This window comes from Mycobacterium genavense ATCC 51234, from assembly GCF_000526915.1.
GTDB classification, from domain to species: domain Bacteria; phylum Actinomycetota; class Actinomycetes; order Mycobacteriales; family Mycobacteriaceae; genus Mycobacterium; species Mycobacterium genavense.
On the sequence record NZ_JAGZ01000001.1, the window covers coordinates 463,455 to 479,679 of the forward strand.

Genomic DNA, 16,225 nt, shown 5'->3' on the forward strand with positions numbered 1-16,225 from the left:
TATGACCGCGACAGGCCAGATCGTTTTCGACGCCGACTACCGCGCGCTACTTGCTGACGCGTTCGACGACCGCGTCACCGAGTGGACCGCCGAAGCCGAGGCGCAGCAACGGTTTCCGCGCAAGCTGATCGAGCACCTGGGCGCCAGCGGTGTCTTCTCCGCGAAGTGGACCGACCAGACCCAGCCCGATGTCGGCAAGCTCGTCGAGCTTGCCCTGGCGTTGGGTCAGCTGGCCTCCGCCGGTATCGGCGTCGGTGTCAGCCTGCACGACTCGGCCATCGCGCTGCTGCGCCGCTTCGGCAAATCGGACTACCTGAAGGACATCTGCGAGCAGGCGATTCGCGGCGAGGCGGTGCTGTGCATCGGTGCCTCGGAACAATCCGGTGGATCGGATCTGCAGATCGTCGAGACCGAAGTTCGTTCGCACGACGGCGGTTTCGCCGTCCGCGGCGTCAAGAAGTTCGTCTCGCTTTCTCCCATCGCCGACCACATCATGGTTGCGGCGCGCAGCGTCGACCACGACTCGTCCAGCCGGCACGGCAACGTCGTCGTGGTGGCGGTGCCGACGACGCACGTCGACGTGCAGCAGCCCTACGACAAGGTGGGTGCCGGGCCGTTGGATACCGCGGCGGTCCACATCGATACCTGGGTCCCGGTCGACGCGATGGTCGCGCGGGCCGGCACCGGGCTGGCGGCCATCAGTTGGGGATTGGCGCACGAGCGTATGTCGATCGCCGGCCAGATCGCGGCGTCGTGCCAGCGGGTGATCGGAATTACCTTGGCCCGCATGATGAATCGGCGCCAATTCGGCCACACGCTGTTCGAGCACCAGGCGTTGCGGCTAAGAATGGCCGACCTGCAGGCGCGCGTCGACCAGCTGCGCTTCGCGCTGCACGGCATCGCCGCTCAGGGGAGGCTGGATCTGCGGGCAGCCGCGGGGATCAAGGTCACCGCGGCCCGCCTCGGCGAAGAAGTCATCGGCGAGTGCATGCACATCTTCGGTGGGTCGGGCTATCTCGTCGACGAGACACCGCTTGGCCGGGTGTGGCGGGACATGAAACTGGCCCGGGTCGGCGGCGGCACCGACGAGGTCCTCTGGGAATTGGTCGCGGCCGGCCTGAAACCCGACCACGCCGGTTACGAGGACTGGGTCGCACGGTCCAACGCGTAGAGCACCATGCGCCGGTTCGGCGCGTCGTGCTCACCGAGCGAACGGCATCCGACGTAATCGCACAGCCGGCGCACGGTGGTGTTGCGGTGATCGGGGTCGAACATGATCTTCGCGCACCGCGGTTCCTGGTCGAACACGCTGGCCACGATCCGCGGTAACAGCCGCGGGCCGAAGCCGCGGTTGACCAGCCTCAGATCCGCGATGGCCGCATGTAGCCCAATGTCGTAGGGATGAGCGTCGTAATGGCGCGAGATCATGTCCTTTGCCGGCCAGTAGATCTCGAGGTAGGCGCACTCTTCGCCGCGCAGGGTTGCGATCAGCGGCAGCGAGTAGGTTCCCTCGAGCTGAGCATCGAGGTGCTGGCGCCAGCGCGCCGGGGGCCAGGCGTACTCTCAGGTCTCGGCGAGATGAGGGCGATTCATCCACTCCCACACCAGCTCTGCGTCGCCGCTCGCCGTGGCACGGATCTCGTATGGCGGCTCCAGCGCGGGGACCGGCGGCCGGCCGACGCGCTGTACTGCTTCGGACAGGTCCTTGCGCTCGCGCTTGAGTACCTGGGTGTCGTCGGTCTGGGTGCTTGCGGCTCCGTTCATCGTTTGCTGACCTTACCCGAGCCCCGATTTGGAATTAGGGTAGGCATGCCAAACGGCTAGATCCCAACTCACGACTTTGGCCCGACAACAGTCTTCTCACCTGTCGTCGACTACAAGTTAGGCCAGACCGCCGTGCCCGTAGGTGAAGCGATAAAATCGCGGGTCTGCGGGCGTGGCGAAATTGGCTTACGCGCCGGCTTTAGGTGCCGGTGCTCGAAAGAGCATGAGGGTTCGAGTCCCTCCGCCCGCACCCGTAGCGCACTGCGCGCTTCAGCCGTAAATCCGTGCACCGGCTACCGCGCCTCGACCCTTTCCAGGGCTTCAGCTATGGTAAGGCAAACCTTAGTTGGTGCGCGGCGGAACTTCCCGCCGCGGGAGAGGACCGCCGATGGCACGCGGGTTCCAGGGTGCGATCTTGCGTGGCTTCGGCGCGCGCGATCACATCGCAACCGTACTCGAAACCGTACCGATCGCACCACATTTCGTGCGGATCCGGATGCAGTCGGCGACGCTGTTCGAAGACGTCGAGGCCGAGCCCGCGGCGTGGCTGCGGTTCTGGTTCCCTGATCCGGCCGGCTCGGATACCGAATTCCAGCGCGGCTACACCATCTCGGAGGCCGATGCCGCCAAAGGGCGTTTCGCCGTCGACGTGGTGTTGCACGAACCCGCCGGCCCGGCGTCGACCTGGGCGCGCACCGTCACGCCCGGCACGACGATCGCGGTGATGTCGCTGATGGGCTCGTCACGGTTCGACCCGCCCGAGGAGCAGCCGGCCGGCTATCTGCTGATCGGCGACTCGGCGTCGATCCCCGGCATGAACGGCATCATCGGCACGATTCCCGACGAGGTGCCGATCGAGATGTACCGCGAGCAGCACGACGACAACGACCCGGCCATCCCGATCACGTGCCATCCCCGGCTCCGCGTGCACTGGGTCCGCCGCGACGACGAGAAATCGCTGGCGGCCGCGATCGAGACGCGCGACTGGTCGAATTGGTATGCCTGGGCGACCCCCGAGGCCACCGCGCTGAAGCACGTGCGCAAGCGGCTCAAGGATGCGTTCGGCTTCCCCAAGTCCGAGGTGCACGCGCAGGCCTACTGGAGCGCCGGGCGCGAGATGGGCACCACCCGCGGCGGTGAGGCGGACACCGCCGTCGAGGGAAAGCATTGCGGCCCAGCCCGAGACACCGCCGGCCGCCGCCGACCAGCCGGCCCCGGTCAACGTCGGCAACTGGCGCGCCCAGGCCGCCGGCCGGTTGCTCGCGCCGCTGCGATCGGCGCTGATCGTCTCCGGCGTGCTGTAAGCCGTGATCACACTCGTGCAGCTCGCGCCGTTCGTGCTGCTGGTCGAGCTGGCCCGGCTCCTGGTGTCGGGCGCGGACGCGTCGCGATTGTGGGACGTCGGCATCGCCGCGGTTGCGCTGCTGGGTCTGGGCACCCTGCTCGGCGCCGCCCTCACCCCGTGGCTGCACGTGGTCGACGCCCGCTTCGCGCGCGATCTGCGCTCGCGGTTGTTGACCAAGATGGCGCGGCTGCCGCTGGGCTGGTTCACCGCCCGCGGGTCGGGCTCGATCAAACAACTGGTGACCGACGACACCCTGTCGCTGCACTACCTGGTCACCCACGCGATCCCGGACGCGGTCAACGCGATCGTCGCGCCGGTGGCGGTGCTGGTCTACCTGTTCGCCGTCGACTGGCGGGTGGCACTGGTGCTGTTCGGGCCGGTGCTGGTCTATCTGGTGATGGCCTCGGCCCTGTCGATCCAATCCGGTCCGAAGATCGCGCAATCGCAGCGCTGGGCCGAACGAATGACGACCGAGGCCGGCGCCTACCTGGAGGGCCAGCCGGTGATCCGCATCTTCGGGGGCGCGGCGGCGTCGAGCTTCCGGCGTCGGCTGGACGAGTACGTCGCCTTCCTGGTGGCCTGGCAGCGCCCGCTGGCCGGCAAGAAAACCGGAATGGATCTGGCCACCCGGCCGTCCACCTTCCTGTGGTTGATCTCGGTCATCGGGACCTTGCTGGTCGTCACGCATCGGATGGACCCGGTCAACCTGCTGCCGTTTTTGTTGCTGGGCACCACCTTCGGTGTCCGGCTGCTCGGCATCGCCTACGGCCTGGGCGGCATCCGCACCGGAATGCTCGCCGCCCGGCGTCTGCAGGTCGCACTCGACGAACCGGACCTCGAGGTGGTCGAGCAGCCGGACGTGCCGGCCACCGACACCGCGGCCACCGTCGTGTTCGACCACGTCGGCTTCAGCTATCGCCCCGGGGTGCCGGTGATCGACGACGTGTCACTGGAACTGCGCCCCGGCACGGTGACCGCGCTGGTCGGCCCGTCCGGATCCGGGAAGTCGACGCTGGCGGCCTTGCTGGCCCAGTTCCACGACGTCGAACTCGGCGCGATACGTGTTGGGGGACAAGACATCCGGTCATTGACCGCCGACGAGCTCTACACCCGAATCGGTTTCGTGCTGCAGGAAACCCAACTTGTGCACGGCACTGTCGCGCAGAACATCGCGTTGGCCGTCCCGGATGCCACCCCCGACCAGATCCAGGCCGCGGCCCGTGCGGCACAGATCCACGACCGGGTGCTACGGCTGCCGAACGGGTATGACACCGTGCTGGGCGCCGATGCCGCGCTCTCCGGTGGCGAGCGGCAGCGCCTCACCATCGCCCGTGCGATCCTGGCCGACACGCCGGTCCTGATCCTCGACGAGGCCACCGCGTTCGCCGATCCGGAGTCGGAATACCTTGTGCAGCAAGCACTTAACCGGCTGACTCATGATCGTACGGTGTTGGTGATCGCCCACCGGCTGCACACCATCACCCGGGCCGATCAGATCGTCGTGCTCGATCACGGACGGATCGCCGAGCGCGGCACCCACGAAGAGTTGCTCGCCGCCGACGGGCGCTATCGGCGACTGTGGGACACCGGCCAGGGCAACCAGGTTGTCGTGAGCGGGGCGCAGGAGGGCGGGCAATGATTCGCACCTGGATCAGCCTCGTGCCGGCGCACCACCGCGCCAAGCTGACCGTCTACGCGGTACTGGCGCTGGTTTCGGTCGTCGTACGCGCGGTCGGCGCCGTCCTGCTCATCCCGCTGGTGGGGGCGCTGTTCAGCGCCGCTCCGCACCACGCGTTGGCCTGGCTGGGCTGGCTGTCCGTGGCGACGGTGGCCGGATGGATCGTCGACACCATCACCGCGCGCACCAGCTTCGACTTGGGCTTCGCGGTGCTCGACCATTTGCGCACGACGTGGCGGACCCGCTACCCGGGGTTCGGCTGGACTGGTTCACCGCCGACAACACCGCGACGGCCCGTCAGGCGATCGCGGCCACCGGCCCCGAGCTCGTCGGCCTGGTGGTCAATCTGCTGACGCCGCTGACGACGTCGATCTTGCTGCCCGCCGTCATCGGCCTGGCGCTGTTGGGAATCTCGTGGCAGCTCGGCGTGGCGGCGCTGGCCGGTGTGCCGTTGTTGCTCGGGGCGCTGTGGGCCACGGTCGTCTTGACGTGTCGGGCCGACGCGGCGGCCGGCGACGCCAATACCGCCCTGACCGAACGGATCATCGAGTTCGCCCGCACCCAGCAGGCGCTGCGCGCCGCGCGGCGGGTCGAGCCGGCCCACAGCCTGGTGGGCTCCGCGCTGGCCGAGCAGCACGGCGCGACGATGCGGCTGCTCGGCATGCAGATCCCGGGCCAGCTGTTGTTCAGCGTTGCCAGCCAGCTGGCCCTGATCGCGCTGGCCGGGGCCACCACGGCGCTGACCATGGACGGCACGCTGACGGTGGCCGAGGCGGTCGCCCTGATCGCGGTGATCGCCCGGTATCTGGAACCGTTCACCACCGTCAGCGAGTTGGCGCCGGCGCTGGAGAGCACCCGCGCCACGCTCGACCGCATCCGCGCCGTGCTCACCGCACCGGCGGTGACGGCCGGCGCCGCCGACCTGCCCGACACCACCACCGCCCCGTGCATCCAATTCGACGACGTCGCCTTCGGTTACGACGGCGCCAGCACGCCGGTGCTGGACGGGGTCAGCTTCGTCCTGGAGCCGGGGACCACGACCGCGATCGTCGGGCCGTCGGGCTCCGGAAAGAGCACGATACTGGCGTTGATCGCCGGGCTGCACCAACCGACCAGCGGCCGCGTCGTCATCGACGGCACCGATGCCGCCACGCTGACCGCCGACGCGCGCCGCGCGGTCAGCAGCGTCGTCTTCCAGCACCCCTACCTGTTCGGTGGGACGATCCGCGACAACGTATACGCCGCAAACCCCACGGCTGGCGACGACCAGTTCGGCCGGGCCATCGCGCTGGCGCACATCGACGAGCTGATCGCCCGGTTGCCCGACGGCGCGGACACCGTCGTCGGCGAGGCCGGCTCGGCGCTGTCCGGCGGCGAACGGCAGCGGGTCAGCATCGCGCGGGCGCTGCTGAAGCCCGCGCCCGTGCTGCTGGTCGACGAGGCGACCAGCGCCCTGGACACCGAGAACGAGGTTGTGGTGGTCGACGCGCTCACCGCCGATCCGCAGGCGCGGACCCGCGTCATCGTGGCGCATCGGCTGGCCAGCATCCGCCATGCCGATCGTGTCCTGTTCGTCGACGACGGGCGGGTGACCGAGGACGGGTCGATCGACGAATTACTAGCCGCGGGTGGCCGGTTCAGCGAATTCTGGCGTCAGCAACACGAGGCCGCCGACTGGCACATAGTCGCGGAGTAGGCGATGGCGGGCGGCGCTTGCCGTATGCCTTACAGTTGAGCAGTCAGTCGGCCGGTTGAAGCCTGGAGGCGTGGTTGCTTATGAGTGCTGTGGTGTCGATTCCGCGGTACCCCGGTGATGTGACACCCGCGTGGCTGTCGGCCGCACTGAGCGAACGTCGCCCGCCGGTCGAGGTGTAGCACGTCGACGTGGTGCCCATCGGCACCGGCCAGACCGGGGCGACCTATCGCGTGACGGCGCGATACGCCGCCGATCGCGGCGATCTGCCGGAGACCTTCGTGATCAAGCTGCCGGTCCAGGACGACACGGTGCGCGACCGCGTCGTGATCGGCTACCGCAGCGAATGCGCGTTCTACACGACGGTGGCCGACCGGGTGCGGGTGCCGACGCCGAGCTGCTTCTACTGCCAAATCACCGACGACGCAATGGAATACGCGTTGCTGCTGGCCGACCAGTCGCCCGCGGTGCAAGGAGACCAGATCGCGGGCTGCGGCGAGCAGGAGGCGCGCCTGTCGGTGCTGGCGCTGGCGGGTCTGCACGGGCCCAGCTGGTGTGACCCCTTCTGGCTGGATCTGCCCGGGCTGGCGTTTCCGCGCCCCGACGAGGCCGGGGCGCAGGGCCTCGGCGACGTCGCGAAGATGAGTGCGGATATCACCCTGGAAAAGCTGGGCGACCGAATGAGTGCCGAAGACCGCGAAACCTTCACTGCGACAATGGGTAAGGTGGCGCCATGGCTGTCGGTCGAGCGGGATCGTTTCGCGCTGCTGCACGGTGACTACCGACTCGACAACCTGCTGTTCGACCCGGCGCACACCTGGGTGAGCGTGGTCGACTGGCAGACACTCGGCGTCGGCCTTCCGGCTCGTGATCTCCCGTATTTCACTGCGACGAGTCTGAATTCGGAGCTGCGGTCGGCAATCGAGGAAGACCTCGTCGACGAGTATCATCGCGCGCTGCTAGGGCATGGCGTGACCGGCTACGACCGCGAAACATGTTGGCGCGATTACCGACTCGGGATGCCGCAGGCGCTGCTGATCTCCGCCCTCGGGTTCGCCTTCGCGACCTCCACCGAACGTGGTGACGACATGGTCCTTGCCATGCTCAGCCGTGGCTGCCAGGCCGTGCGTGATCTGGGGACGCTGGAACTGCTCGGCTGAGCCGGCCTCACCGGTTGAACCGGCCGTCGAGGTACTCGGCCCGGCACGCGTTGCGGGCCAGCTTGCCGCTGGTGGTGCGGGGAATCGTGCCGGCGGCGACGAGTCGCAGGTCGGCCACCCGCACCTGATGCTCGCGTGCCACCGCCGCCCGGACGACCGCGGCGATGGCGTCGGGATCGGCGCGACCGACACCCGCGGCGCGTTCGGCGACGATGACAAGCTGCTCGGCCGAACCGCCGTCGGATTCGTCGGCCGGCACCGAGAACGCGGCCACGTAGCCGGTGCGGATGGCCGGTGACGAATCGCTGACCGTGGTCTCGATGTCGTGCGGGTAGTGGTTACGACCATCGATGATGATGAGGTCTTTGATTCGGCCCGTCAGGTAGATCTCGCCGTCGATGTAGACACCGAGATCGCCGGTGGCCAGCCAGTAGCAGTTGTCCGGCGCGCCTTCGGCGTGGCTGCCCCGCTCGAGCCGGGATTGCAGCTTGTTGCCGAATGTGCGGTGCGATTCTTCCTCGCGTCCGAAGTAGCCGCGGGCGATGTTGTTCCCGTGCAGCCAGATTTCCCCGACCGTGTTGTCGGGCACCTCGCCGCCATCCGGGCCGACGATCACCGCCCAGAGATCACGGAACGGGTGGCCGCAGGACACGTAGGCGACCGCACCCTCGGTGTCCGGCTCGACGCGCACCGCGCGTCCCGCGGCCAGTTCCGCGCGATCGAGATAGGCCGCTTTGTATCCGGCATGCGGAGGGGTGCTGGCAACTCCCAGCGTCGCCTCCGCCATGCCGTAGGACGGTTTGACCGCCGTAGCGGGCAGGTCGTAGGGCGCGAACGCGTTGGTGAACTTCTCGATGGCGGCAATGGTGACCGGCTCGGAACCGTTGAGCAGGCCGACCACATTGTGCAGGTCGATGTCGACGCCCTCGGGCGGTAGCCCGCGCTCGGCCGCCAACTCGTAGGCGAAGTTGGGTGCGGCGGCGAACGTCGGGCCGTTGGCGGCTTCGGCACTTAGCCCCTTGATCCACCGGAACGGCCGGCGCACGAAGGCCATGGGATCCAGCAGCGTGAGGTACTCGCCACCGCACAATGCCGGGAACATGATCATGATCAGGCCCATGTCGTGATACAGTGGCAGCCAGCTCACGCTGTGGGTGTTGCGGTGCAGGTCGCCGGCCAGGATCATCTGCAGCACATTCGTGCAGACCGCGCGATGGGTGACCTCCACGCCGGCCGGGCTGCGCGTCGACCCCGACGTGTACTGCAGGTACGCGATGTCGTCCGTGCCGATGGTCGGCTCGACAAACATCGAGGCCAGCGACGACGGGATCGCGTCGACCGCGATCAGCCGGGGCCGCCCCGCCACCGGGTGGGCCCGCAGCGATTCCCGCACGGACTCGGCCGCCGCGGTGGTCGTCAGCACGACGGCGGGTCGCGCGTCGGCCAATACCGCCGTCAACCGTTCGGTATGGCCGGCCAGGGTGGGGGCGAACAGCGGGACCGCGATGTTGCCCGCGTGGACGGCGGCGAAGAACGATGCCACGTACTCGAGGCCCTGGGGTGCCAAGATCGCGACGCGGTCCCCGGGCTTGGCGACTTGCTGCAGGCGGGCGCCGATCGAACGGACCTGGGTCCACAGCTCATTCCAGCTCAGTTCGAGGACGCGACCGTCCTGCTCCTTCGCGTAGTCGATGAACCGGTATGACGGGCGGTCGCCAAATGCCGCACAGTTCTGATCGAAGAACGAGGTCAGCGTCAAGCCGTCGGGCAAGACGATCGAGCCGTCGTCGAGAATGTAGTCGTTTAAGTCAGCCGCTAGTGGCTTAACAGCATCAACCGACAAATGGGGCCGTCCCATGTTGAGAGAATAAGTAACGCGCTCTTAGTCTTTTGCTTTACCGGGTGGGTGTGTCGCCCACGACGTTGCAGGGACGTGATGTGTATCACATGACGTCCCTGCAACGACCTGCGAATTCGAACGACAATACGCGGTTGCATCCGCCGTTGTCAGCGTGTAATATTTTGGCGCGGCCAGTGATTCGGGACCGCAGCCGCGGGCATGTCTTTCCGTCATGGTGCGCGCTGGCTTAGTATTGGCTGGAACCCCGATCCATCCGGATCTGGGCCGTGGTGACTTTGCGCGACTCGTCGCTGGCCAGCCAGCAGACGGCGTCGACGATCTCTTCCGGCTCCGCAACCCAGTCGGGCAGAAACGGTGTCAGGGCGTGCGCCAGCTGCGGATTGGTCTCCATCGCCTTGGCCACCGCCTCGACCATGTCACCGGAGCCCATCGGGGTGTTCACCGGGCCGGGGTGCACGCTGTTGACCCGGATCGAGTGCTTGCCCAGTTCGGCGGCGAAAGCGCGGGCCAGCCTGGTGACGGCGTGCTTGCTGGCGGTGTAGTGCACCATGAACGGCTGCTGTTTGGCCCCGGCCGCCGAGCTGATCAGAATGATCGAGCCGCCGCGGCCGCCCTCGATGATCTTGTCCGCGCCGGCCATCACGGTGTTCCAGGTGCCCGTCACGTTGATGTCCAGCACGTCGGCGAAGTCCGCCGGCGTGATCTCGTTCCACGGCTGCGGAGCCGCCACACCGGCGTTGGCCACGATGATGTCCAGACGTCCGAAGGCGGCGACACCGTCGTCGACCGCCTTGCGCAGCGCTGCCAGGTTGCGGATATCGACAACCGAGGCGGCGATGCGGCGGCTGGTCTGCTCGACCAGGCGGACCGTTTCGGCGAGGTCTTCCTCCGTCGCCGGATCGTAGGGAACGCAGTCGGGCAGCTTGCCGGCGATGTCGACGGCGATGATGTCGGCGCCCTCGGCGGCCAGGCGCACGGCGTGGGCGCGGCCCTGGCCGCGCGCCGCTCCGGTGATGAAAGCGACTCGTCCCTCGAGCTTGCCCGCCATTAGCGCTCCTTCTTCGTAGCTCGTTGCGCCGCCTTGACCAGGTTCGAACCGATGATTAGACGCTGAATCTCGCTGGTGCCCTCGTACAACCGCAGCAGCCGCACGTCGCGGTAGATGCGTTCGACGGCGACGCCGCGCATGTATCCGCTGCCGCCGTGAATCTAGACCGCGAGATCCGCGACGTTGCCGGCCATTTCGGTGCAGAAGACTTTCGCGGCCGACGGGGCGATTCTGCGATCCTCGTTCGCGACCCACAGGCGCGCGGCCTCGCGCACCAGTGCGCGGCCGGCCATCACCCCGGTCTGCTGGTCGGCCAGCATCGCCTGGACCAATTGGAAGTCTCCGATCGGCGTGCCGCCCTGAGTCGCGGTGGCCGCATACCCGACGGACTCGTCGAGGGCGCGCGCCGCGATGCCCACTGCCAGCGCCGCGATGTGGACCCGACCCTGCGGCAGCGAGGTCATCGCGGCCCGATAGCCGACGTCTTCGCTGCCGCCGACGAGCGCATCCGATCCGACGCGCACGTCGGTGAAGCTGACGTCGGCCGTCCACGCGCCTTCCTGGCCCATCTTCGCGTCCTTGACATCGACCTCGACGCCCGCGGTGTCCGCGGGAACCAGGAAGACGGCGATCCCCGGGTTGTCGTCGTCGGCGAGGCGGGTGCGCGCGACCACCACGAACAGGTCGGCGACGGGCGCGTTGGTGATGAAGCGCTTCTGGCCCGAGATCACCCAATCGTCGTCGTCGCGAACCGCTTTGGTGCGCAGGCCGGCCGGGTTGGATCCGGCGCCCGGTTCGGTCAGCGCGAAGGAGGCGACGACGTCGCCGGACGCGATCGACTCCAGCCAGCGGGATTTCTGTTCGTCGGTGCCGAACCCGACCAGGACCTGCCCGGCGATGCCGTTGTTGGTGCCGAACATCGAACGCAGCGCCAGTGAGGTGTAGCCCAGTTCCATCGCCAGCTCGACGTCCTGCATCAGGTTGAGGCCGAGACCGCCCCACTTCTTGGGGATCGCGTAGCCGAACAGCCCCATCTTCTTGGCCTCGTCGCGCAGGTCGTCGGGAACGCGATCGGTCTCGAGGATCTCCTGCTCGCGGGGGACGACGGTGGTGCGCACGAATTGCCTTGTCTGAGTGAGTATTTCACGGAAATCATCGTCGCTGACTGCGGTGTATCCGGCGGTGGCCATGAGCTCCACACGCCTCTCCTGGGCCGGGATACCCCGGCCCAGGGCAGGATCATATCAAATATGATATTTGCCGAGACGTGCCCGGTGGTGGCGAAAACAGTGGACGTGCCCGGTGGTGGCGAAAACAGTGAAGGATGGGAATCCAGATGGCGTTGTTGGCAGGTCAGACCGCGGTGATCACCGGCGGAGCGCAGGGACTGGGGCTGGCCATCGCGGAGCGCTTTGTCGCCGAGGGCGCGCGCGTGGTGCTCGGCGATGTCAACCTCGAGGAAACCCAAGTCGCGGCCAAGCGGCTCGGCGGTGACGACGTCGCGGTCGCAATGCGGTGCGATGTCACGCAGTCGTCGGAGGTCGAGGCTCTGATCCAGACCGCGGTCGAGCATTTCGGTGGCCTGGACATCATCGTCAACAACGGCGGCATCACCCGCGACGCGACCATGCGCAAGATGACCGAGGAGCAATTCGACCAGGTCATCAACGTGCATCTGAAGGGAACCTGGAACGGGACCCGCCTGGCGGCGGCGATCATGCGGGAGAACAAGCGGGGCGCGATCATCAACATGTCCTCGGTTTCGGGCAAGGTGGGCATGGTCGGTCAGACCAATTACTCGGCGGCCAAGGCCGGCATCGCCGGCATGACCAAGGCGGCGGCCAAGGAGTTGGCCTACCTGGGGGTGCGGGTGAATGCGATCGCTCCCGGTTTGATCCGCTCCGCGATGACAGAGGCTATGCCGCAACGCATTTGGGACTCTAAGGTGGCCGAGGTGCCGATGGGCCGGGCCGGCGAGCCCAGCGAGGTCGCCAGCGTGGCGCTCTTCCTGGCCTCGGACCTGTCGTCGTACATGACCGGCACGGTCATGGAAATCACCGGTGGTCGCCACCTATGAGTGCTGACGTCGTCATCTGCGAGCCGGTCCGGACACCGATCGGCCGCTATGGCGGAACGTTATCGTCGTTGTCCGCCGTCGACCTCGGGGTCGCCGCGCTGAAAGGGCTGCGGGAGCGAACCGGGTTGGCGCCCGATGCCGTGCAAGACGTGATCCTCGGCCACTGCTATCCCAACAGCGACGCGCCCGCGATCGGACGGGTGGTGGCCTTGGATGCCGGCCTGCCGGTGACGGTGCCCGGCATGCAGGTGGACCGGCGCTGCGGGTCGGGCCTGCAGGCCGTCATGCAGGCGTGCTTGCAGGTGGGCGCCGGCGACAACGACCTCGTCGTGGCCGGGGGATGCGAGAGCATGAGCAATGTCGCGTTCTACTCCACCGACATGCGTTGGGGCGCAAGAAACGGCGTTCAGGTGCACGACGGGCTGGCGCGGGGGCGCACCACCGCCGGCGGCCGTCACTGCCCGGTTGCGGGCGGGATGCTGGAGACCGCCGAGAACTTGCGCCGGCAGTACGGGATCTCCCGCCAGGAGCAAGACGAGCTCGCGGTGCGGTCGCACCAGCGGGCGGTGGCCGCGCAACAGGACGGCATCCTGGCCGAGGAGATCGTTGCGGTGACCGTCCGGAACCGCAAGGGCGAGGAACTGATCGACACCGACGAGCATCCCCGCGCCGACACCTCGGTCGAGTCGTTGAGCAAGTTGAAACCGGTTCTGGGCAAGGATGATCCGGAAGCGACGGTGACCGCCGGCAACGCCAGCGGTCAAAACGACACCGCGTCCATGTGTGTGGTGACCACGCTGGACAAGGCGGCCGAGTACGGCCTGACGCCGCTGGTTCGGATGGTGTCGTGGGGGCTGGCGGGGGTGGCGCCCAAGATCATGGGCATCGGCCCGGTGCCGGCGACGGAGGCCGCGCTGGCCAAGGCCGGTCTGCAGTTGTCCGACATCGACCTGATCGAGCTCAACGAGGCCTTTGCCGCCCAAGCGCTTGCGGTGACCCGCGAATGGAAGTTCGGCACAAGCGATTTCGATAGGACTAACGTGCACGGCTCGGGAATCTCGCTGGGCCACCCGGTCGGCGCGACGGGCGGCCGGATGCTGGCCACCCTGGCCCGCGAGCTCACCCGCCGCCAGGCGTGCTACGAGCTGGAGACGATGTGCATCGGCGGCGGCCAGGGGCTGGCCGCGATCTTCGAACGGGTCGGCTGACGTGCGGCCGCTCGACGGGGTGACCGTCATCGAGCTATCCAGCTTCGTGGCGGCACCTCTGTGCGGTGTGACGCTGAATCAGCTGGGTGCACAGGTGATTCGCGTCGACCCCATCGGCGGCGCCTCGGACGTGAAGCGGTGGCCCCTGGCCGCCGACGGCACCTCGATCTACTGGACCGGACTGAACAGAGGGAAGCGCTCGGTCACCATTGATGTGCGCTCGGGCGAGGGCCAGGAATTGGTGCAGCGGCTGATCACCGAGGGCGACGGGATCGTCGTGACCAACGCGGTGCTGCCCTGGCTCAGTCATGATCTGTTGGCGGCCAAGCGTTCCGACGTCATCCACGTGCAGCTGCTCGGCCGCGGTGACGGGTCCACCGGGGTGGACTACACCGTCAATGCGGCCATTGGATATCCATTGGTGACCGGTCCTGCCGACCACGCCGGCCCGATCAACCACGTGCTGCCGGCCTGGGATGTGTGCTGCGGGCTGTATGCGGCACTGGCCGTCGTCTCCGCGTTGCACCGACGCGAGCGGTTCGGGGTGGGTGCACGGATCACCCTGGCGCTCGAGGATGTCGCGCTGGCCACGGCCGGAAATCTGGGATTGTTGACCGAGCCGCAAGTGAGCGGGACCCAGCGGGAGCGTCTGGGCAACGCGATTTACGGCCAGTACGGCCAGGACTTCACCAGTTCCGACGGAGTCGCGTTCATGGTGGTCTTGTTGACTGCCAGGCACTTTCGCGACATGGTCGAGGTGACCGGCACGGAGTCCGCGGTGGCCGCGCTGGCCGAGGCGCTGGGCGTGGACTTCAACGTCGAAGGTGATCGCTACCGCTATCGTGATGTGTTGTCCGGCTTGTTCGCGGCATGGTTCGCCGAGCACACGGCCGAGCAGGTGACCGCGGCGCTGTCGGACACCACGGTGTTGTTCGAGCGCTACCGTACCTTCGCGGAGGTGGTTGCGGGTCCGAAAGTGACTGCCAATCCCTTGTTTTCGCGCCTGCACCAGCCGGGAGTCGGCGAATATCTGGCCACCGGGCTACCGGCCGCGTTCGACGGGGTCCACGCGTACAGCCAGCCCGCGCCCGCGCTGAGCCAGCACACCGCCGATGTCTTGCAGCAGCGACTGGGCTTGACCGCCGCCGACATCGAGCGCCTCACCAGCACCAACACGATCGACCGAACGGAGCCCAGATGACCAAGCTCGCCCAAACCCTCGGGCTCACCGAATTCCAGACCGAGATCGTCGCCACGGTGCGGCAATTCGTCGAAAAGGAAGTCATCCCCAACGCGGCCGAGCTCGAACGCGGCGACACCTACCCCCAGCACATCGTCGACCAGATGCGTGAGATGGGCCTGTTCGGGTTGATGATCCCGCCGGAGTACGGCGGGCTGGGGGAGTCGCTGCTGACCTACGCGCTCTGCGTCGAGGAGCTGGCCCGGGGCTGGATGAGCGTATCCGGGTTGCTCAACACGCATTTCATCGTGGCCTACATGCTGCGCCAGCACGGCACCGACGAGCAGAAGCAGCGCTTTTTGCCCCGGATGGCCGGGGGCGAGACCCGTGGCGCCTTTTCGATGTCGGAGCCGGAGCTGGGTTCTGACGTGGCGGCGATCCGCACCCGGGCCCGCCGCAATTCCGACGGCACCTACACCATCGACGGTCAGAAGATGTGGCTGACCAACGGTGCCACCTCCACGCTGGTGGCGGTGCTGGTGCGTACCGACGAGGGCTCGGACAAGCCGCACCGCAACCTGACCGCGTTTCTGGTCGAGAAGCCGGTCGGGTTCGGCGAAGTCGCTCCCGGGCTGCATATCCCGGGCAAGATCGACAAGCTGGGCTACAAGGGCATCGAGACCACCGAGATGATTTTCGACGGCTATCAGGCCGGCGCCGACGACGTACTCGGCGGCGCCACCGGGCAGGGCTTCTTCCAGATGATGGACGGTATCGAGGTCGGCCGGGTCAACGTGTCGGCGCGAGCGTGCGGAGTCGGGCTGCGCGCGTTCGAGCTCGCGGTGCGCTACGCGCAACAGCGCCAGACGTTCGGCAAGCCCATCGCCGAGCACCAGGTGATCGCGTTCCAGCTGGCCGAGATGGCCACGAAAGTCGAAGCGGCACATCTGATGATGGTCAACGCCGCGCGCCTGAAGGATTCCGGCGAGCGCAACGACGTCGCCGCCGGTATGGCCAAGTATCTGTGCAGCGAGTACTGCACCGAGGTCACCCAACAAAGCTTCCGGATTCATGGCGGCTACGGCTATTCCAAGGAATACGAGATCGAGCGATTGATGCGTGATGCGCCGTTCTTGCTGATCGGCGAGGGAACCAGCGAAATCCAGAAGAACATCATCAGCAAGCGACTGCTCGCCGAGTACCAGGTGTGA

7 protein-coding genes, 1 tRNA gene and 5 pseudogenes are annotated in these 16,225 nt (G+C 67.4%); 9 read left to right on the forward strand and 4 right to left on the reverse strand.

Translation table 11 applies throughout. The features are described 5' to 3' along the window. Window position 1 precedes the first annotated feature (1 nt). Window positions 2-1,171 (forward strand): mycobactin biosynthesis acyl-ACP dehydrogenase MbtN, encoded by a 1,170-nt coding sequence (gene mbtN / locus T428_RS0102280; protein WP_025735206.1) that lies wholly within the window; start codon window positions 2-4, stop codon window positions 1,169-1,171. Here mbtN and T428_RS25090 read toward each other — a convergent pair. Continuing rightward, a pseudogene (locus T428_RS25090) lies at window positions 1,138-1,764 on the reverse strand (GNAT family N-acetyltransferase). The gene mbtN and the pseudogene T428_RS25090 overlap by 34 nt on opposite strands. A 166-nt stretch (window positions 1,765-1,930) precedes the next feature. Between T428_RS25090 and T428_RS0102290 the strand changes: the two are divergent. The 4 genes and pseudogenes from T428_RS0102290 to T428_RS25105 all read left to right on the forward strand — a co-directional run bounded on the left by T428_RS0102290 (window position 1,931) and on the right by T428_RS25105 (window position 7,640). Then, window positions 1,931-2,014, forward strand: a tRNA-Leu gene (locus tag T428_RS0102290). 138 nt (window positions 2,015-2,152) lie between these two features. Continuing rightward, window positions 2,153-4,748 (forward strand): annotated as a pseudogene (locus T428_RS25095) (ABC transporter ATP-binding protein/permease). Next, window positions 4,745-6,483 (forward strand): annotated as a pseudogene (locus T428_RS25100) (ABC transporter ATP-binding protein). Before T428_RS25095 ends, T428_RS25100 begins: the two co-directional pseudogenes overlap by 4 nt. 80 nt (window positions 6,484-6,563) lie before the next feature. Further along, window positions 6,564-7,640, forward strand: a pseudogene (locus tag T428_RS25105) (phosphotransferase). Window positions 7,641-7,647: 7 nt separating this feature from the next. On the opposite strand, the gene T428_RS0102310 reads toward T428_RS25105, so the two are convergent. From T428_RS0102310 to T428_RS25110, 3 genes and pseudogenes are all read right to left on the reverse strand, one after another. Beyond that, the gene (locus T428_RS0102310) at window positions 7,648-9,498 is read right to left on the reverse strand and encodes a fatty acyl-AMP ligase (protein WP_025735207.1); all 1,851 of its coding nucleotides are present in this window, start codon (window positions 9,496-9,498) and stop codon (window positions 7,648-7,650) included. A 229-nt stretch (window positions 9,499-9,727) separates the two neighbouring features. Next, a complete protein-coding gene (locus T428_RS0102315; protein ID WP_025735208.1) occupies window positions 9,728-10,549 on the reverse strand; it encodes a mycofactocin-coupled SDR family oxidoreductase in 822 nt (273 codons plus the stop codon). Then, window positions 10,549-11,739, reverse strand: a pseudogene (locus tag T428_RS25110) (acyl-CoA dehydrogenase family protein). The gene T428_RS0102315 and the pseudogene T428_RS25110 overlap by 1 nt, the downstream one beginning before the upstream one ends. 146 nt (window positions 11,740-11,885) lie before the next feature. On the opposite strand from T428_RS25110, the gene fabG reads away from it, so the two are divergent. Genes fabG through T428_RS0102340 form a run of 4 tightly spaced genes read left to right on the forward strand, consistent with a single transcriptional unit; the run spans window position 11,886 to window position 16,225 of the window. Continuing rightward, complete coding sequence (gene fabG / locus T428_RS0102325) at window positions 11,886-12,626, forward strand: 3-oxoacyl-ACP reductase FabG (RefSeq protein ID WP_036467049.1); 741 nt, start codon at window positions 11,886-11,888, stop codon at window positions 12,624-12,626. Further along, a complete protein-coding gene (locus tag T428_RS0102330) occupies window positions 12,623-13,834 on the forward strand; it encodes an acetyl-CoA C-acetyltransferase (protein WP_025735210.1) in 1,212 nt (403 codons plus the stop codon). Before fabG ends, T428_RS0102330 begins: the two co-directional genes overlap by 4 nt. Before the next feature lies 1 nt (window position 13,835). Further along, window positions 13,836-15,035, forward strand: coding sequence for a CoA transferase (locus T428_RS0102335; protein ID WP_036466827.1), 1,200 nt, complete (start codon window positions 13,836-13,838; stop codon window positions 15,033-15,035). Continuing rightward, window positions 15,032-16,225: an acyl-CoA dehydrogenase family protein gene (locus T428_RS0102340; protein WP_025735212.1), complete on the forward strand. Its 1,194-nt coding sequence runs from the start codon at window positions 15,032-15,034 to the stop codon at window positions 16,223-16,225. Before T428_RS0102335 ends, T428_RS0102340 begins: the two co-directional genes overlap by 4 nt.